Annotated in this window: 19 protein-coding genes; 8 read left to right on the top strand and 11 right to left on the bottom strand. The window is 68.9% G+C overall.

Going from position 1 to position 16,778, the window contains the following annotated elements; genetic code table 11:
• Positions 1–231 precede the first annotated feature (231 nt).
• From FL311_RS30235 to FL311_RS30200, 8 genes are all read right to left on the bottom strand, one after another.
• The gene (locus FL311_RS30235) at positions 232–495 is read right to left on the bottom strand and encodes a hypothetical protein (RefSeq protein WP_141330524.1); all 264 of its coding nucleotides are present in this window, start codon (positions 493–495) and stop codon (positions 232–234) included.
• A 379-nt stretch (positions 496–874) separates the two neighbouring features.
• Positions 875–1,222 carry a hypothetical protein gene (locus tag FL311_RS30230; protein ID WP_141330522.1) on the bottom strand — a complete coding sequence of 116 codons (348 nt, stop codon included), beginning with the start codon at positions 1,220–1,222 and terminating at the stop codon, positions 875–877.
• A 163-nt stretch (positions 1,223–1,385) separates the two neighbouring features.
• Entirely contained in the window at positions 1,386–1,931 is a 546-nt protein-coding gene (locus FL311_RS30225; RefSeq protein WP_141330520.1) for a hypothetical protein, read from the bottom strand.
• Between the two features lie 11 nt (positions 1,932–1,942).
• A complete protein-coding gene (locus FL311_RS30220; protein ID WP_223749691.1) occupies positions 1,943–3,247 on the bottom strand; it encodes a hypothetical protein in 1,305 nt (434 codons plus the stop codon).
• Between the two features lie 167 nt (positions 3,248–3,414).
• Entirely contained in the window at positions 3,415–4,659 is a 1,245-nt protein-coding gene (locus tag FL311_RS30215) for a lipocalin-like domain-containing protein (protein ID WP_141330518.1), read from the bottom strand.
• Between the two features lie 4 nt (positions 4,660–4,663).
• On the bottom strand, positions 4,664–7,201 hold the full coding sequence (locus tag FL311_RS30210; protein ID WP_141330516.1) for an FtsX-like permease family protein: 2,538 nt from the start codon (positions 7,199–7,201) through the stop codon (positions 4,664–4,666).
• 100 nt (positions 7,202–7,301) lie between these two features.
• The gene (locus tag FL311_RS30205; protein WP_074953981.1) at positions 7,302–8,012 is read right to left on the bottom strand and encodes an ABC transporter ATP-binding protein; all 711 of its coding nucleotides are present in this window, start codon (positions 8,010–8,012) and stop codon (positions 7,302–7,304) included.
• A 54-nt stretch (positions 8,013–8,066) separates the two neighbouring features.
• Positions 8,067–8,867, bottom strand: coding sequence for a carboxylesterase (locus tag FL311_RS30200; protein ID WP_141330530.1), 801 nt, complete (start codon positions 8,865–8,867; stop codon positions 8,067–8,069).
• 69 nt (positions 8,868–8,936) lie between these two features.
• Between FL311_RS30200 and FL311_RS30195 the strand changes: the two genes are divergently transcribed.
• A complete protein-coding gene (locus FL311_RS30195; RefSeq protein ID WP_046716576.1) occupies positions 8,937–9,227 on the top strand; it encodes a DUF3467 domain-containing protein in 291 nt (96 codons plus the stop codon).
• 13 nt (positions 9,228–9,240) lie between these two features.
• On the opposite strand, the gene FL311_RS30190 is transcribed toward FL311_RS30195, so the two are convergent.
• Entirely contained in the window at positions 9,241–9,495 is a 255-nt protein-coding gene (locus FL311_RS30190) for a hypothetical protein (protein WP_141330514.1), read from the bottom strand.
• Between the two features lie 193 nt (positions 9,496–9,688).
• On the opposite strand from FL311_RS30190, the gene FL311_RS30185 reads away from it, so the two are divergent.
• The 7 genes from FL311_RS30185 to FL311_RS30155 all read left to right on the top strand — a co-directional run bounded on the left by FL311_RS30185 (position 9,689) and on the right by FL311_RS30155 (position 14,972).
• Positions 9,689–10,444 carry a hypothetical protein gene (locus FL311_RS30185; RefSeq protein ID WP_074953978.1) on the top strand — a complete coding sequence of 252 codons (756 nt, stop codon included), beginning with the start codon at positions 9,689–9,691 and terminating at the stop codon, positions 10,442–10,444.
• Positions 10,445–10,467: 23 nt separating this feature from the next.
• Positions 10,468–11,382: an oxygen-dependent coproporphyrinogen oxidase gene (gene hemF, locus FL311_RS30180; protein WP_141330512.1), complete on the top strand. Its 915-nt coding sequence runs from the start codon at positions 10,468–10,470 to the stop codon at positions 11,380–11,382.
• 5 nt (positions 11,383–11,387) lie between these two features.
• Positions 11,388–11,870 (top strand): hypothetical protein, encoded by a 483-nt coding sequence (locus FL311_RS30175; RefSeq protein ID WP_223749695.1) that lies wholly within the window; start codon positions 11,388–11,390, stop codon positions 11,868–11,870.
• Between the two features lie 315 nt (positions 11,871–12,185).
• Complete coding sequence (locus tag FL311_RS30170) at positions 12,186–13,103, top strand: Immediate early protein ICP0 (protein ID WP_228557174.1); 918 nt, start codon at positions 12,186–12,188, stop codon at positions 13,101–13,103.
• Between the two features lie 78 nt (positions 13,104–13,181).
• Positions 13,182–13,796, top strand: a complete 615-nt coding sequence (locus tag FL311_RS30165; RefSeq protein ID WP_141330510.1) for an RNA polymerase sigma factor — start codon at positions 13,182–13,184, stop codon at positions 13,794–13,796.
• Between the two features lie 79 nt (positions 13,797–13,875).
• Positions 13,876–14,517: an anti-sigma factor gene (locus tag FL311_RS30160; RefSeq protein ID WP_046716569.1), complete on the top strand. Its 642-nt coding sequence runs from the start codon at positions 13,876–13,878 to the stop codon at positions 14,515–14,517.
• The gene (locus FL311_RS30155; protein ID WP_141330508.1) at positions 14,517–14,972 is read left to right on the top strand and encodes a hypothetical protein; all 456 of its coding nucleotides are present in this window, start codon (positions 14,517–14,519) and stop codon (positions 14,970–14,972) included. Before FL311_RS30160 ends, FL311_RS30155 begins: the two co-directional genes overlap by 1 nt.
• 50 nt (positions 14,973–15,022) lie before the next feature.
• Here the strand turns inward: FL311_RS30155 and FL311_RS30150 are convergent, their stop codons facing one another.
• Positions 15,023–15,808: a hypothetical protein gene (locus FL311_RS30150; protein ID WP_228557173.1), complete on the bottom strand. Its 786-nt coding sequence runs from the start codon at positions 15,806–15,808 to the stop codon at positions 15,023–15,025.
• A 116-nt stretch (positions 15,809–15,924) separates the two neighbouring features.
• On the bottom strand, positions 15,925–16,497 hold the full coding sequence (locus tag FL311_RS30145; RefSeq protein ID WP_141330506.1) for a hypothetical protein: 573 nt from the start codon (positions 16,495–16,497) through the stop codon (positions 15,925–15,927).
• Positions 16,498–16,778 lie beyond the last annotated feature (281 nt).

Below are 16,778 nucleotides of genomic sequence, written 5' to 3'. Positions count from 1 at the left end.
GAAGGAGCCACTGGGCCTCGGCGACCTCGAGGTGGAGGGCGCCGCTGGCGGCGTAGAGGAGCTGGTGGCGACGGTGGGTGTGCCACGGGGAGGTGGAGGGGGACAGGGCGTCGGTGAGGCAGAAGGCGGACGCGGGCGCCGAGTCCACGTCCACCAGGGGTCTGGGCACGGCTCCTCCGGGCTCGGGCGCGCGGCGTCACGAGCGGGCACGAGCATACGGTGGGCGGTGCGTCAGCCGGGCTTGGAGTTGGAGTGGTCGGTGGTCTTGCTGACCAGGTAGCCGCCGTGGCTGATGGCGAGCAGGGCGATGAAGCCCTGGGAGAGCGCGGGCAGGCTCGACACGCTGCCGGGCTTGCTGGAGGAGAGGAGGGTGGCGAGGCTGACGAAGTAGCTCACCGCCGCGATGAGGGTGAAGTAGAACATCTGCACCTTGGCGAGGTCGAGCTGGGCGGCGGTGTTGTCGACGGCGCGCGGGTTGGGCGTCTTCGAGCGCATGTTGGTGAGCAGCAGGGGCGTGCGCTGGCTGAGGCGTTGCTCAACGCAAATCGCTAAACTAGCGAATGGGAATCGACACGAGGGTCGCAGTCAGCGCCAATTCGATGTTGGCCACGTCAGACGCAGTGGCAGGAGAAACCACGATGTTGAATGTCGACCACCATCCGGGCCGAAGGTCTAAGAAGACAGTCTCGGTCTTCGTTCGTCGAGATGCGGTCCATGTTTCGTATGCCTTCGCATAGTCTTCGGACCCCGTGACTTCTGGAGCAGCGGTCGACCACGTCACGGTGATAGTGGGGTTCTTATATGTTACGCTTTGTGTGTTGGCGACGCGGAATGTCAAGCGCTGCCCATTCGCGTACGGAGCGACCTTGTCGAGTCAAACGAGGAATGTGCCAGTCTTCGACTGGACAAGTTGATATCCAGCAGAGCCAGGAGTGAAGGACGCGGTTTTCGCACTCTCGGCGGCGCGCTCTGCGAATCTCATCTCGGACTGCATTAGAGTGTTCGCCGCCTCAAGCGCATCGATCCGGCTTCGCAGCAGGTCCAAGTCTTTCTTCGCCTGTATCTCCTCTGGAGTGGGCCCTTCCTTGGCGATATGCGATACCCAGGCTGATTTGGCCCCCATGAAGACGAGGTAGCCAATCCCCAGAACCAAGGCCAGCACGGTGATGCAGCCGATGGTGTCGGAGATTGGGGTAGATTTTCCAGTTTGGGTGTTGTCCATGGGCGCACGTGACGTCGCTCTCAAGCCTCCTGCACCCCGCGCGCGCAGGTCAACAGTCAGGCTGGGCAGTGGACAAATGCCCTACCTCGACACGTTGCCCATAGGCTTGGTTGCGAGTGTTTGTCAGGTCAGCCGCATTGGGCTGACTGTACCGCCATGTGAGTCATGGGAGCTGAGCCCGCAGCATCAACCAGTCCTTCAATTCGGGGTGCAGCCGAGTGAGGTCTGGCTCGGCGATTCGAGACAGGATGTTGAGGGCGTTCTTGGTGTCCCGCAGCAGGAGCAGCTTGTCTCCAGGGAGTGCACGGAGGTCTGACGAGGCCAGCAGGGCTTGTGCATCTCGCGGGGACAAGGTGGCCACGCGTTGGAACCACCCCCTCACGATTTCCGGGTCCAGGATGTCGTCCCCTGGTCGTGGACCCAGATCCTCGATGAGGCGTGCGCGCAGGTTCATGGCGGAGAGCCAGAGCGAGTGCGCGGCGCGTGCCTGTGCGCGGTGGGCGAGCGCTTCGTATGTCCGCAGCGCGATGCGAGCCCATGGGAGGCTCTGCTCCTCGCCGGCTCGTGTCGCCATCGTGAAAGCGAAGACCTCCCAGTTGAAGTCCTCCTGGTCGACGGGCTCGCCAATCGTCACGCCTTCGAGCCACGCCGCGACCGCTTGGGCCGGTCTGGCCAGAACAGCATCGAAGAGGTCACGAGGGGTGTTCATGGCTCTCACCATCAAGGGAAGATGATTCCGGCCTCGGCGAAGGCCTGCTTTCCAATCTCCAGTGCTCGGGCGCTCCGAGCCGCGGATGCACCATACAGAAAGTGGCCGCTCTGGGGCGTAATCTCGATGCCCATGCGTGTGGAGCCGTGCACGGCGATGTCCGCCTCGCCTGCGGCCAGGACAGGTCGGCCCTGACTGGCGACCGCATGTGAGATCTCAGTTCTTCGCCAGGTGTGCGGAACGATTCGCAGCGTTCCTTCCTGGGTGACCACCCACTTGATTCGGCCCTCGTTCACATAGCGGAGGAACTCGGGACTCGTGACGCTCGTGGGGTGGATGCCCAGTCGGTTCGCGAGCTCCATCTCGGCGGAGAGGAACTGGGGCTTCTGATTCTCCAGCAGGTCGGGTGACGTGGAGTCGCTGGTCCGAGACCCGCTCCCACCTTCCGGGTTTCGTGCCACCATGGCGACGGCATGAGGGGCCAGCCCCACCGTCATGACCCCCTCGGCAAGGGAGATGGACCGAACACCCCCCGCGAATGAGGCGGAAAGTTGGAAGCCAGCGTTCGTTTCGGCGGCGAGGGTTGCACGCGCGAAGCCGGGCAACAGGGGACCCTTTGAGGCCATGTTCGCTGCGCCACCACCCAAGGCCATCGTCAGCGCCATGATGATGACGCGAGCCCCGTTGTCTCCCATGACTTTGCCGAAGCGGTGTCCGGAGTCCTCCAGTTCCTCGAAGGACATCGCCTGCTCCGACTCCAGGGACAAACGCCGCCATCCATCCACGAGGTCGAAGAACGACTCCAGGCCCAGGTACGCGACGAAGTAGGTGGTCAGTGCGAGCGCCACGAGCTTCGTGACGGGTTCGGGCATGACGACCAACAGCATGTAGGCCGCGAGCGCGGACGTCAGCATGGCCTTGAGGGCCAGTGGGTGAACGACCTCCTTCACGGAGTGCTGAACTCCTTCCCAGACTCCGTCCCAAGCAAAGCTGAGTGCGAGGTCCCGGCGGGCCTGCTTGTCCAGGAGGCTCAAACCTCCGCCGAGGAGCGTCAGGCATTCGTCGGGACTGCCCTGTTGGGAGCACCAGTGCTGATAGTCGCGGTGGGCGTTCTCCGCGCCTGACGCGTCGTGCTCCCAGGAGGCCAATCGGATGCGAGGGTGTTTCACTTCAGCTGTGGCAACGGAGAAGCGCATCTCCAGAATCAGCTCGAGCAGCGCCTTCTCGAAAGCCTGTTCATCGATGGCGATGGGCGTGACGCTCCTCGGTGGAGCGTAGATAATGGGCGCGCCTTCTCCTGTGTCCAGCCGCACCACTCTCGGTGTCGCGCACCCGATGACAAGGTGCCCCACGAGCAGCAGCGCTCCCCACCTTGGCGACATTCAGGCCTCCAGGTTCAAGTGCTCGCCTGCAGGAGCACTCAACGGGGCCTAACACGCAGGTCCGACAGGTCTGCGTGTGTGCCTGTCGTAAGGCGTGCGCCTCAGTTGCCGCCGCGAGTCTCCGGGGTCCCACGGGCCCGGGTCTCCGGTCGCCTCGTGGTGGCGTGTGTGTCCGCGTAGCCCGTCAGCTCCACGTAGCCGCGTCCTCGCACCGGCTGGCCCGCACGATTGCCATCCAGCGCCACCGAGCCCTCCCAGTAGCGCACGCTCACCGGCAGCTCCTGGTCCGCGAGCTTCGGCGTCACCGTCAGCTCCAGCCCGAGCTTCGCCACGCGCAACCTCCATCGCGACGGATACTCCCCACCGCGCGGGCTCTTCCACGTGCTCAGCACCGACAGCTCCACGTCGTCCCGGGTCAGATGCACTGACGCACTGTCCACCGCCCCCACCGGCGGCACCCACGTCCCCGCGCTGAACGGGTCCACCGAGCCGTCCTTCTTCCGCAACTGGTAGTACATCAGCTCGCTGCCATCGGAGAGCTGCAGCGAGAACCAATCCCAGCCCACCTGGTCCGGTCCCAGCGCGCTGGTGCTCCACTCGCGGTCCATCCAGCTCTCCCCCGTCACCGCGTACGTCTGTCCCTCCACCTTCACCGTGCCCCGCGAGGGCATCCGCGTCATCGAGTAGTAGTACGACGCGTTCCCCGGCTCCGCGCTCTTCTGGCTCAACCCCCGCTCACCCTCGAGCACCGGCGGCTTGCCCGGCTCCAACAACAACTCCAACGTCACATCGTCACCTTGCGCGCGCAGCCGCACCGGCCACATCGACTCGCCCGCGGTCGTGGCCTCCCAGCTCTCCAGCCACACCTTGAACGGCTGCGTGCTCGCCCCCGCCAGTCCCAGCGCCGCCCGGCTGTAGCGCTCCGCGACGTGGAACCGTCCCGCCGCCACGTCTGTCACCGTGAAGTGCCCCAGGTACACCTGCCGCGCTCCCCACGCCGAGTCACGCTGTGACTCCGTCGGCGACAGCGCATTGCGGAACAGCGTGAACTGATACCCGAACGCCCGTCCGTCCGCGGTCTCCAGATTTCCCGTCCAGTACCACCACTCCGTGCGGAACTCCGGATGCGGACCGTGGTCCTCGGGGAAGTGGAACTCACGAGGCTCGAAGGCCCGTGCATAGCCCTCCATCCCACCGTCGCTCCCGCCGAGCGCCGACGCCACCGTCAACGTGCCGCCCCGCGCCAGGGGCGGCAGCTCCGTCTCGCGCGTCACGAAGTACGCCGCCACCGCCAGCGCCACCAGCACCACCGCCGTCCCGATGACGAGCCCTCGGCCGTTGCTCATGGCGTCACTCCTCCCTCAACGCGAGCGCGGGATTGGCTCTCGCCATCCGCCACGCCGGGTACAGCCCCGCCAGCGCCGAGGCCACCAGCGCCAGCAACATCGCCTGACCCAACGTCTCCGACGTCACCGCGAGCCGCAGCGTCCACCCGAAGGAGCGCTGGTTGATGACGTGCACCAGGATGTACGCCAGCCCCACGCCCAGCGGCATGGAGAACAATCCCGCCAGCAACCCCAACAGCCCCGTCTGCAGCGACACCAGTCCCCACAACTGCCCCGGCGTCAGTCCCATCGCGCGCAGCACCGCGAACTCGCGCGAGCGCTCCAGTTGCAATGACATCAACGCGCTCAGCACGCCCACGAACGCCACGCCGATGGCCAGCAGCCGCAGCACCTGCGTAATCGTGAACGTGCGGTCGAACACCTCCATCGACGCTTGTCGCAGTGAGCGATTCGGGCGCACCAGCAGCGCCTGTTCATCCCCCGCTTGCGCTCGCACGGTGTTCACCAGCGCGTCCACGTCCTGCCCCGGCGCCGCGTACAGCGCGACGCCGCTGACGCCCCGGTCGTCGAACCAGCGGTCATACGTAGCGCGAGGCATCAGCATCGTCCCCACGTCGGAGCCGTAGTCGAAGTACACCCCGGCCACCTTGAAGTCATGTGGCCCCCGGTCCGTGGAGAGCCGCACCGTGTCGCCCACCTTCACGCGCCGATGGAACGCGAAGGGCTCGGACACGACGAGCGAGTCTTTTGACGCGTCCAGCTCGCGCCACACCGCGGCCTCGTCGCCGCCCTCCTTGAAGCGATAGGGCCGCGCCGGTGATTGGCTGAAGTCGACGGCGATCAGGTCCGTGGGAATCTCATCCGCGCGCACCAGCGCCACGCGCAGCGTGCTGCTGCCCGCGATGCCCGGCGTCGCGCGCAACTTCTCGGCGAGCCCCGGCACCATCGTGGCGCCACCTCGCCGCGCCACCAGTGACGGCGGCGAGATGAACACGTCCGCCTGGAGCGACGTCTCCAGCCAGGACAGCACCGTGCCCCGGAAGCTGGACACCATCAGTCCCACGCCCACCGTCGTCGCCACCGCCACCATCAGCGCCGCCAGCGCCACCGCCGTGCGGCTCAGGCTGGTCCTCACCCCACGCGCGGCCATGCGCCCGAGCAATCCGAACGAGAGCCCCAGCGGCAGCGCCGCGTACAGCGACAGCCGCTCCGTCACCCACGGCACCAACAGCGCCGCGCCAAGCAGCACCGCGAACAGGCCCACGTACGCGGGGAACAGCGCTGGCGTGGACCAGCTCAGGAGCCCCACGCCCACCGCGAGCACGGCGACTCCCAGCACCGCGAGCCGAGGCGCGCGAGTCCTCGACACATCCTCCAGCGTCGAGCGTCGCAGCGTCGTCGCCGGAGCCGAGCGCGCGGCCTCCCAGGCCGGCACCAGCGCCGCGAGCACCGTCGCGCCGAGCCCCAGCGCCAATCCCTTGGCCAACGTGAAGGGCTCCAGCGCCAGCCCGCGCACGCTCACCACGAAGTAGAGGTCATTGATGGTCTGGGTGATGAGCCCCACCAACCCACGACCCAACAGGATGCCGAGCAACAGCCCCGCCACGGTGCCCACGACGCCGAGCACCAGCGCCTCACCGAGCACCAGCGCGAACAGCTCGTTCCGGGTGATTCCCACCGCGCGCAGCCGTCCCAGCAGACCGCGCCGCTGCACCACCGAGAACGTCATCGTGTTGTAGATGAGGAACATCCCCACCACGAGCGCCAGGAGCGACAGCGCGGTGAGGTTGGTGCGGAACGCCCGCGTCATCTGCTCCACCGTGTTCGCCCGCGCCGACGAGCGCACCACCTCCACGCCTTCGGGGAGCGTCGAGCGCAGCGCCTCCGCCTGGTCCTCCGTCAGCCGCAGGTCCACGCGCGTCAGCCGGCCCATGCGGCCCAGCACCTCCTGCGCCGTGGAGATGTCCGTCAGCACCAGGGCCTCCAACGCTCGCGCGGTATCCTCGTCGGCGGGAGCGAGCAGCGCGGCGATACGCAGCGAGACCTCACGTCCCTCCACGCGCACAGGCAACCGCTCTCCGGTGCGGACACCCAGCGCCCGCGCGGCGCGCTCGCTCAGGAGCACCGCGCCCGGCTCGGTGAGCAGCGCGCTCACGTCACCGACCGCTTCGCCTCCCGCATACGCGCGGAAGGGAGACTCCATGAACGGGTCCACGCCCAGCACCGTGAGTGTGCGCCGGTCCCCTACGGCGGCCTGTACGTAGCCCTCGACGACGGGCGCCGCCACGGGCGCGTCCTGTCGCAAGCGCAAGTCGCGATACACGTCCTCCGACAAGCCCGACGTCCCGCCCACGAGCTGATGCGTGGCACGTCCCGCCACCGCGTCCGTGGATCGCTCGAAGGCACGAAGCGCGCTGCCGCTCGCCAGGTCGATGGACACCACCACCGCCACGCCGAGCGCGATGCCGAGGAGCGACAATGCCGTCAACCACGGATGCCGCCCCAGGTGACGCAGGCTGGAGCGCACGAGCAGGTTCCTCACGGGCGCCCCCCGGTCCGGGCTTCATGCGCGCCGCGGCTTCCATCCTCGATGCCCGGACAGCTCGCCCACGCCCAGCCGTCCGTGTGCGCGATGCACCGATTCACGGCCGCTCCTTCCGGTGCGCCTCTCGCTCCACCAGTCTCCCGCCCACCATCTCCAGCACCCGGTCCGCGCGCGCCACCAACCCCGGCTCATGCGTGACGACGAGCGCGCACGCCTGTCCCCGCCGCGTGAGCCCCTCCAGCAAATCCAGCACCTGCCGCCCCGTGGCCTCGTCCAGGTTCCCCGTGGGCTCATCCGCCAACAGCAGCGGCGGCGCATGTGCCAGCGCCCGCGCCACCGCCACGCGCTGCTGCTCTCCGCCCGACAGCCGGTCCGGGAAGCTGCCCCCGCGGTTCGCCAGCCCCACCTGCTCCAACAGCTCGCGCGCCCGCGCGCCCGCCTTCGCCGCGTCGCTCCCGTTCAGCTCCACCGGCAGCCGCACGTTCTCCTCCACCGTCAACGTGGGCAGCAGGTTGAAGGCCTGGAAGATGAACCCCACGCGCTCGCGGCGCAGCAGCGTCCGCTCACGCTCGCTCAGCGCGCCCAGGTTCTTCCCATCGACGTGCACCTCGCCGCGCGTGGGCAGGTCGATGCCGCTGATGAGGTTGAGCAGCGTGGACTTGCCCGAGCCGCTGCGGCCCAGCAGCACCACGAACTCACCGCGCCACAGCGACAGGCTCACCCCGGAGAGCACCTCGCGTGCGGTGTCGCCTTCGACATAGGACTTGGTGACGTCTCTCAGCTCGACGACGGGAGGCGTGTCGGACATGGGTGGGCTCTTGATACACGGGCGCCCGGCTTTTCGCCGCGCCCCGAACCCACCTCATGCGCCCGCGGGTTGTGGCTCCCATTCCCCGAAGTCACGCCACTGCCCCAGGAAGTCCGCCACCTCCCGCGCGAACAGCCGCCCGTCCGTGTCCCGCGGAATCACATGGAAGCCGCGCCGCAGCGACACCACGCGCACACACGGCGACGCCGTGAGCCGCCGCGCCAGCCAACGGCCCCCCTCCGGGTCCACCACGTGGTCCTGCTCGGCCACCGCCACCAACACCGGACAGCGCACCTGCGCCACCCGCCGCGCCGCCTCGTCCTGCAGCGTCACCAAGTCCCTGAGCCGCGCCACCGGGAACGCCGACAGCACCGGCGCCTCCGCCAGCGCCGCCGGGTCCGAGATGTCCGTGCCCGTCTTCTCCACCCACGGCCGCGCCCACTCCAGCAGCGGCGTGCGCGACAACTGTCGGATGAGCATCATCCGAGGCCCCCGGAAGCGAATCGCCGGCGCCGCGAGCGCCAACGCCCGCACCGCCTCCGGCCGCTCCGCCGCCAGCCCCAGCGCCAACAACGCCCCCATGGACAGCCCCGCCACGTAGACGCTGGAGTGCCCCCGCAAATCGTCCAGCGCCTCCAGCGCCGCCTCCCGCCAGTCCCGCCAGGTGACGCGCAACAGCGCCTGGGGCGTCGTGCCATGGCCGGGCAAGAGGGGGGCCACCACCCGCATGCCCCGCGCGGCCAGCGCCTCGCCCAGGGGCCTCACATCCCAGGGACTGCCGGTGAAGCCGTGAAGCAAGAGGCACGCCTCCGGGCCTTGCCCCAGGTCGAAGGGCTCCGTCTTCGCCGCGTCCATCGGGAGCAAGGTGTCCATCATGAAGACACGCTGGTCACGCGAGGGCCCAGGCGCTATGCCACATGCCTCATGGCGGACACTCCGAAGCCCCCGGACATGCAGTTGCAGATTCAAATCGACGAGGACGTCGCCAATGGTCAGTACGCCAACATGGCCCTCGTGAACCACACGGACACGGAATTCACCCTGGACTTCATCTACGTCCAGCCGCAGCAGCTGCGGGCCAAGGTGCGCTCGCGCATCATCACCAGCCCCAAGCACATGAAGCGGCTGATGCTGGCCATGCAGGACAACCTCAACCGCTACGAGGCGAAGTACGGCCCCATCGTCCTGCGCGAGGACGACGGGGGCATGCACTGACGCCCGGGCGCGCTCACTCCTCGGTGGGCTCGCTGGGGTCCCTGCCCAGCGCCAGGTAGTGCTGGGCGCGCGTCTCCAGGAACGCGGCGAAGCGCGGCTCCACCCGCTCCAGCACCTCCCACTCGAAGTCCGGCGCCCGGCGCACGACGGGCTTCGACGGCGACAGCGGCTCGCCCAGGACGTACGTGCCCGTGGGCACCTGGGCCAGCTTGGAGTCGCGGTCCCCCGCGCCGAGGCTCGGTTGCGACCTGGCCAGGCCGTCACCCACGTCGAGAGGCGTGGGCGCATGAGGATGTGTCCGGAGGTGGCCCCGTACGTGGAGTGACGTGAAGCACGGTCCGACGCCCGGGGCGATGGCGTGGGCTTCGCGTGCTGGAACGCACGGGGCGTGGTCCCCATATCGCCAGGGCCCGGGAACGGATTTGGCATCCACCCCGCAGGGGCGCAGACTTGGCTCCACCGTGCTCCGATTCCTCGTGCCGTTGTTCGTGCTGCTCCTCGCCCGCGACGCCTTCGCCCAGTGCCTGGGGGACGGCGTGCAGGTCTTCCCCACGCCGGGCGCCATCGTCCCCATCAACAGCCGCTTCCTCCTGGAGGGCGTGGGCACGGCCCGCGAGCCGGTGGTGGCGCTGGTGGGCAAGAAGCTGCGGCTGGTGGCGGACGGCCACGAGGCGGAGGTGAAGGCGCAGCGCGGTTGGGAGAGCAGCCTGGGCCGGGCCACCATCATCCTCAAGGTGGTGGGCAAGCTGGAGGCGGACAAGCGCTACACGCTGCGCATCGACGAGGCGCTGCCCAACGTGGCGCTGCTCAACGGCCGCGGCGGCGCGGTGCTGCCCGAGTGGCACACCGGCAAGGGCGCCGACACCCAGCCGCCGCGCTGGCTCAAGCGCCCCGCCGTCTCCGAGGGCTTCCTGCGTCGCACCGCCCAGGGCACCGCCCGCTTCGTGCGCTTGAACCTGTCCCTGCGCGAGGAGAGCCCCGCCTACCTGGTGGTCAAGCTGGAGCCCCGGCGCCCGGGCCCCAGCGTGCAGCAGTACGTGGTGCCGGTGACGAACAACGCGGCCTTCATCGGCCATGAGGCGTGCAGCGGGACGTTCGCCATGGAGGACGGCCGCAGCTACCGCGCCCGCATCGAGGCGTTCGATGCCGCCGGGCACAACGCGCCCCCCGTTCCTCCTGTGGACTTCGAGGCGCCGGCCGACTACTCCGCGCAGTGAGTGGGCATCGCCGGGAGCCGAGCATGACGAAGGTGGACGTGGAGAGTCTCAAGGAGCGGATGGCCGCCTTCACCCAGTCCCTGCAGGACGAAATCTGTCAGGCGCTGGAGACGCTGGATGGCTCGGCCCGCTTCCGCGAGGACCCGTGGCAGCGCCCCGGCGGCGGCGGCGGGCGCACCCGCGTGCTGGAGGACGGCGCCGTGCTGGAGAAGGCGGGCGTCAACACCTCGGTGGTCTTCGGCGAGCTGGAGGACCAGTTCGCCAAGAAGCTCCAGGGCGAGGGGCGCAGCTTCTGGGCCGGCGGCATCTCCCTGGTGCTCCACCCGCGCAACCCCCACGTGCCCACCGTGCACGCCAACTACCGCTTCATCCACCAGGGCGGCAAGGCGTGGTTCGGCGGCGGCGCGGACCTGACGCCGTACTACCTCTACGAAGAGGACGCGGCGCACTTCCACCGCGTGCACAAGGCCGCGTGCGACAAGCACGACGCCGCCTACTACCCGCGCTTCAAGGCGGCGTGCGACCAGTACTTCTTCCTGCGCCACCGCGACGAGACGCGCGGCGTGGGCGGCGTCTTCTTCGAGAACATGGGGGGCGAGCTGGAGCGCGAGTTCGACTTCGTGCGCGACTGCGGCCGGGCCTTCGTGGACGCGTACCTGCCCATCGCCCAGAAGCGCAAGGACACGCCCTACACCCCCGAGCAGCGCGTCTGGCAGGAGGTGCGGCGCGGCCGGTACGTGGAGTTCAACCTCGTGTACGACCGGGGCACCGTCTTCGGCCTGGAGACGCGCGGGCGCACCGAGTCCATCCTCATGTCCCTGCCGCCCCAGACGCGCTGGCGCTACGACTTCCACCCGGAGCCCGGCACCTGGGAGGCCCGGCTGGTGGACGTGCTGCGCAGCCCGCGCGACTGGGCCGCGTGGACGAAGGAGGGCTGAGCGCCATGGCGAAGACACCCGCACCGAGCGGTATGGGCAGGAAGTGGCCCTTCGCCGTCGTCGGGCTCGTGCTCGCGACCGGGGCCGCCTTCGTGTTCGCGTACCGGCTGTCGCCCGCGCCCGCCGAGCCGCTGACGGACCGCGAGGCGCGCCTCAACGTGCTGGCCTTGTGTGACGCGGTGCAGGCCTACCGCGACGAGCACGGCAACTACCAGCTCGCCGGGCCCACGCCGCGGGAGGTGCCCCGGGGCGGCCGCGCGGTGCCCTTCCCGGAGGACGAGGCCTTCCACCGGCTGGGCTTCGAGCCCCAGGACGGCGTGCGCTTCCAGTACGAGGTGGTGCTGCAGGAGAGCCCCGTGGGCGAGCCGGAGGTGTCGTGCCTGGCGCGCGGCGACTTCGACGCGGACGGGCTCAACTCCGTCTACCGCGTGCGCCTGGACTCCAATGGCATGACGACGCCCATCGAGGTCGAGCGCGAGGGCGAGTAGCCCCCGGGCGCAACCCGCCCCGCTCCTGGCGCGAGAATCCGGGAGATGGGCCACGTCGGAGACATCCGGGCGCCTCGCGAAGGCCCCCGCTCGGGCAGGGGAGGTGGGCGCCCGGGCTCGGGGACACCGCCCGCCGGCCTGCCTGTGCTCCCTGGGGACGGCGTGGCGTACGGCACCGAGCCTGGCCGCCCGCCGCGCGCGTCGGTGGCGGACACTTCGTTCCACCCCCGGAACGGTCCTCCGGAGCGACCCGCGCTAGGCTCCGACCCTCTCGAGCAGCCGCCGTCCCACTCCACGGCCGATGAGGAACCCGCCATGTCTTCTTCCTCGCGCGTCCCCTCTGCCTTCGCCCGGCTGGCCCAGCACATCCTCAAGTCGCCGGCGGGCCCCATCCCCCGCGTGGGCCCCAAGGCGCCGGAGCGCGGCGGCCTCCCGGGGGGCAACAAGGATGGCTTCAAGAGCCAGGTGCCCACCACGGGCCAGCCGACGCTGGGGGGCCAGGAGCGCGCCCCGCCGCGCAGGGTGGCGGAGCTGGTGCCCCCTGGGCTGGAGAAGCTGGTGGGCAAGCAGGAGCTGGGCGTGCGCTTCGGCTCGGACGCGGCGCTCCTGTCCGCGCACCTGCAGCCCTCGGGCATGTCCGGCTCCGAGCGCGCCACCCGGCTGTGGGCCTTCTTCGCCGCGTACGCGGAGACGGCCGCCGCCCAGCCGCCCCAGAAGGAGGGCCAGGAGGCCTTCCGGGAGTCGCTGGAGGGCCACGGCTTCGCGGAGCTGCGCGACGCGAACACGGGGAAGGACGGCGTGACGCAGGGGCTGTGGGTGCTGGAGGCCCGCACGCCCGACGAGGCCCGCGAGCGCGTGGCCAGCGTCCGGCTGGAGCCGCCCCCGGAGGTCCGCCACTCGGAGGCCGCGGTGCGCGCCGAAGGGACCGTCGACCCGGGGCTCGCGGCCCAGGCCCGGGGCCCGGACTCGCTGCGAGGCGCGCCCGCGCCCATCGCGATGCGGCCGGCGGAGTCCCAGGAGCGGGACGAGGGCGAGCCGGACGACGAGGGCCTCCCGCGCCGCACGACGAACAAGAAGCTGGGCGCGATGATGCTCTGGAACGTGCTGCACCGCTTCCGCGACGACGCCGAGGACGGCTCGGTGGCGCAGGGGCAGTGGGACCGGGTGGCCTTCGGGGCGGTGCTGGCCCTGGTGGGAATCGCGCTCGTCGTGCTGGCGCTCGTCAGCCTCTAGGGCGGGCGAGGGGGACTCTTCCGGTCCGCGTGCGAAAAGTCTCGGCCCCCGCCGGCTTGTGGTACGTTGCCGCACCCATTGGCAACCGACGACCTCACACTCGTCAAGCGCGTCCGGAGCGGCGACCAACGCGCCTTCAAGCTCCTCGTCGAGCGTTACCAGCGCAAGGTGTACGCAGTCGCGCTCGGCATGCTCAAGGACAAGGAGGAGGCGATGGACGTCTCCCAGGAGGCGTTCGTCAAGGTCTACAAGTACCTGGACCACTTCAAGGGCGACTCGTCCTTCTACACGTGGCTCTACCGCATCACCGTGAACATCTGCATCGACGTGCTGCGAAAGCGCGGCGGTGGAGGCGAGGCGGTGGAGTTCGACGAGAGCCAGGCCATGGACCTGTCCGAGGCGCGCATCGGCGCTTTGGGCAGCCGCCTGGGCACCAACCCCCAGAAGAGCGCGCTCAGGCGGGAGCTGGCGGAGAAGATTCAGGAGGCCCTGAGCACGGTGCCGGAGAAGCACCGCGCCATCCTGCTGCTCCGGGAGATCGAAGGCATGTCCTACGAGGACCTGGCCCGCACGCTCGATATTCCCAAGGGCACCGTGATGAGCCGGCTGTTCCATGCCCGGGCCAAGGTCCAGAAAATCCTGAGTGAATACCTGGAGTTGGACGAAGCGAAGAGCGGCGTGGGGAACGAATGAAGGGCCCTCGAATATCTGAGGGGACCCGGCGTCACAGCCACAGCATTCGCAGCTTCCACCACCGAGCAGGGTGAAGGTTATGGCCGGAAATCCCGCATGTGAGCGTTTCGTCCCCATGCTCTCTCCGTACGTCGACGGAGAGCTGACGCCCGCGGAGCGGGTGAACGTGGAGCGGCATCTCACCGCCTGCCGAGACTGCACCGGGCGCGCGGCGGACCTGCGCGCCGAGTCGGGCCTGCTCCGGGTCGGCCTGGACATGGCGGTGGACGACGTCGACTTCAAGGACTTCGCCCAGAAGGTCATGGCGCGGGTGACGCCGGAGAAGCCGCCCCTGCTGGAGCGGCTCAAGCTGGCCCTGTCGGAGATGTTCCTCTACCAGCGCACGGCGATGGTCTCCTCGCTGGCCACCGCGGCGGTGCTGGTGGCGGTGGGCCTGCCGCTGCTGCTCAGCGACAGGGCCCCGGTGGGCTACGGCGCCGAGCGCATGACGGTGAAGTCCATCCAGCCCTACCAGGACGCGCGCGTGGCGCCCGTGGTGATGGAGACGGACAATGGTGGCACCATCATCTGGCTGGTCGACGAGGAGACGCAGGACGACCCGTCCCAGGAGGACGAGGAGCAGGGCGAGGACATTGGGGGCGGCCTTCGCGGCGGCAAGGGAGTAAAACCCCTGGGCAAGCCGAAGTCGGAAGTGGAGCGGCCCTCGGGAGGTCCCCTGTGATGAGACACATGTCGTCCGGCCGCGTGTTGCTGGCCGTGCTGGGCCTGGGCGTGCTCATGCCGCTGGTGAGCCAGGCCCAGGAGGAGCAGAAGGTCCGCGTGCAGGTGGAGGTGGTGCTCGCCTCCAAGAAGGGCTCGGAGGTGGACCCTCCGGAGCTGGCGAAGATGAAGGAGCAGTTCCAGAAGCAGAACTTCAACTTCACCTCCTTCAAGCGGCTGTCCAACGACACGCTGGACGTCACCGCGAAGCAGTCCACCGAGGTGAAGCTGCCCAACGGCAGCAACGCGTCGCTGCAGTTGGTGGGCATGAAGGACGGCACCGCCACCGTGCGCGTGGCCATCCCCCGCCAGCCCACGCTGGACGTGGAGCTGGGCCGTCAGGGCGCCGTCTACCAGAAGGCCGGCAAGCACGTGGGCGGAGAGCTCATCCTGGTGCTCTCCCCGCCCTCGAAGTAACCCCGGGCCGGCCGCGTCACGCTGGGGCCGGCCAAGGTCTTCTCGGGACTTCAGGCGGCCCGGTCCACCGCGAGCGCCACGTCGCTGAAGTCCGTCTCGTCCACCTCGAAGGGCTCCTCGACGCGCGAGGCCGCCGGGGCCACCGTCGCCTGACGGGGCTCGGCCTGGTCGGCGCGCTCGTGCTCCAGGTGGATGCGCAGCCCGTCGAACATGGTGTCGAACGCGCGGTAGACGCGGTCCACCATGGCCAGGGCGTCGCGGCGCACCTCGGGCTCCAGCACCATGGCCTCCAGCTCCGCCGCCAGCTCCTGCTCGAACATGGCGTGCTGCGCCTCGGCCTGCATGTGGTGGTCGGAGAAGTACTTGAGCCGCTCGTCCGCGCCCTGCGCCGCGCTGACGATGGCGGTGCGGCTGAAGAACACGTGGCTGGTGGACTCCAGCGCCCACAACAGGACGATGCGCAGCCGGTCATCCACCGGCCGGTACACCTCGCTGATGATGGCGTAGGCGGCGTCGCGCGTCTTCGCGTGCGCCTTGCCGTAGAGCGCGCCGATGCTCAGCGAGCCCCCGGTGAGCTGGGCGATGTCGTCCTCGAACCACTGGTCATGACCGCCCTCCTCCGCGTGGTGGCGCGTGGCGAGCATCTTGAGATGAGCGTCCTGGATGAAGTGCGCGTTGAGGCGCAGCACGTCCTGGAACGTCATCACCCAGAACGTCAGGCGCGGCGCGAACGCCATCACCTGCTCAATCGGGCGGTCCTGCTTCAGGTCCGAGAAGAAGGGGTGTGAGGCGAACCGCTCCTCGCACACCGCGATGTGTTGGAGCACGGCCTTCATGGATGTCCCTCCCAGATGCGGATGCTTGGACTCCGCTCGGCCCTGGCGGAGTGTCTTGTCGAAGCGCCCAGGCCCACGCAGGGGAGATGTGTGGGCTTGGAGGCCAGCGGTGTGCGCTACCAACTGATGTTGTACGTACAGGCCCCATCTCCCCGGCGACGGCAACTCCTGGGGTCATGTTCAATACGCACCCAAAGCGAATCCTTGGGGCGGAATTTGTCGGTGATTGCCTCCAGGAGGCCGTAGTTCAGGTCGCACGGGTAGGGATTGTCGCAGCGCATCCTCGCGTTGCGCTTGTCCACGGGCTCGAAGTGGTAGCCGCCGATGTTGCCCTTGCCGCGGTGGTTCATGCCGTAGGCCAGGTTCACGCCGCGCAGCCCCTTCTCCAGCGTGTCGATGTCCGGCGGGAAGTGCGCGCTGTCCGGAATCTTCCGGCCAATCGTTCGCACCGTGCTGGGCCCAATCTTGTCGAACACCAGGCTGAAGGACTTCAGCAGGGCGGACATCGGGTACCAGGTCTTGGCCTCCAGCGGGGTGATGCCGTTCTCCGCGAGGATGCGCAGCGCCCGCGCCTGGGCCAGCTCCATCCCGTTGACGATGGCGAGGATGGACTGACCGATGACCTCGATGCCCTGGTAGGACGCGAAGGCCGGAGGGGAGGGATGGACGGAGGGGGTCTTCAATTCCATACGGGGTTGTCCTCGCGATTCGATGCCACGCATTGAACCGGGTTTCGCGGGTATTTTCAAATTGACTGATATGTTCAAACTTTTCCGTTGCGGTGGATGTTTTGGATTGGGGCGGGGCTGACCCATGTCTCACTGTCTCGTGTCTGATTCCAGACAGTCAGGTGCGGCGTGGGACGTGGGGGCGGGTGTGCCCATGCGGGGCTGGGAACATTGGGTGCGGAGATCGCCGCACGGACTGAAAAAATGGCAGTCCTTCCAGCCCTCCGGGAGGGGGCGAGTGG

The sequence above is a fragment of the Myxococcus sp. AB025B genome (genome assembly GCF_006518215.1).
In the GTDB taxonomy this organism is placed as follows: Bacteria; Myxococcota; Myxococcia; order Myxococcales; family Myxococcaceae; genus Myxococcus; species Myxococcus fulvus.
This window is presented reverse-complemented; position numbering and strand designations above follow the sequence as displayed.

Excerpts from the sequence above, each read along its gene's own strand:
- FL311_RS30150 (WP_228557173.1), bottom strand. The coding sequence starts at position 15,808 with ATGAAGGCCGTGCTCCAACACATCGCGGTGTGCGAGGAGCGGTTCGCC.
- FL311_RS30175 (WP_223749695.1), top strand. The coding sequence starts at position 11,388 with ATGGCGAAGACACCCGCACCGAGCGGTATGGGCAGGAAGTGGCCCTTC.
- FL311_RS30230 (WP_141330522.1), bottom strand. The coding sequence starts at position 1,222 with ATGGACAACACCCAAACTGGAAAATCTACCCCAATCTCCGACACCATC.
- FL311_RS30205 (WP_074953981.1), bottom strand. The coding sequence starts at position 8,012 with ATGTCCGACACGCCTCCCGTCGTCGAGCTGAGAGACGTCACCAAGTCC.
- FL311_RS30170 (WP_228557174.1), top strand. The coding sequence starts at position 12,186 with ATGTCTTCTTCCTCGCGCGTCCCCTCTGCCTTCGCCCGGCTGGCCCAG.
- FL311_RS30160 (WP_046716569.1), top strand. The coding sequence starts at position 13,876 with ATGGCCGGAAATCCCGCATGTGAGCGTTTCGTCCCCATGCTCTCTCCG.
- FL311_RS30200 (WP_141330530.1), bottom strand. The coding sequence starts at position 8,867 with ATGGACGCGGCGAAGACGGAGCCCTTCGACCTGGGGCAAGGCCCGGAG.
- FL311_RS30145 (WP_141330506.1), bottom strand. The coding sequence starts at position 16,497 with ATGGAATTGAAGACCCCCTCCGTCCATCCCTCCCCTCCGGCCTTCGCG.
- FL311_RS30215 (WP_141330518.1), bottom strand. The coding sequence starts at position 4,659 with ATGAGCAACGGCCGAGGGCTCGTCATCGGGACGGCGGTGGTGCTGGTG.
- FL311_RS30225 (WP_141330520.1), bottom strand. The coding sequence starts at position 1,931 with ATGAACACCCCTCGTGACCTCTTCGATGCTGTTCTGGCCAGACCGGCC.
- FL311_RS30235 (WP_141330524.1), bottom strand. The coding sequence starts at position 495 with ATGCGCTCGAAGACGCCCAACCCGCGCGCCGTCGACAACACCGCCGCC.
- FL311_RS30155 (WP_141330508.1), top strand. The coding sequence starts at position 14,517 with ATGAGACACATGTCGTCCGGCCGCGTGTTGCTGGCCGTGCTGGGCCTG.
- hemF (WP_141330512.1), top strand. The coding sequence starts at position 10,468 with ATGACGAAGGTGGACGTGGAGAGTCTCAAGGAGCGGATGGCCGCCTTC.
- FL311_RS30195 (WP_046716576.1), top strand. The coding sequence starts at position 8,937 with ATGGCGGACACTCCGAAGCCCCCGGACATGCAGTTGCAGATTCAAATC.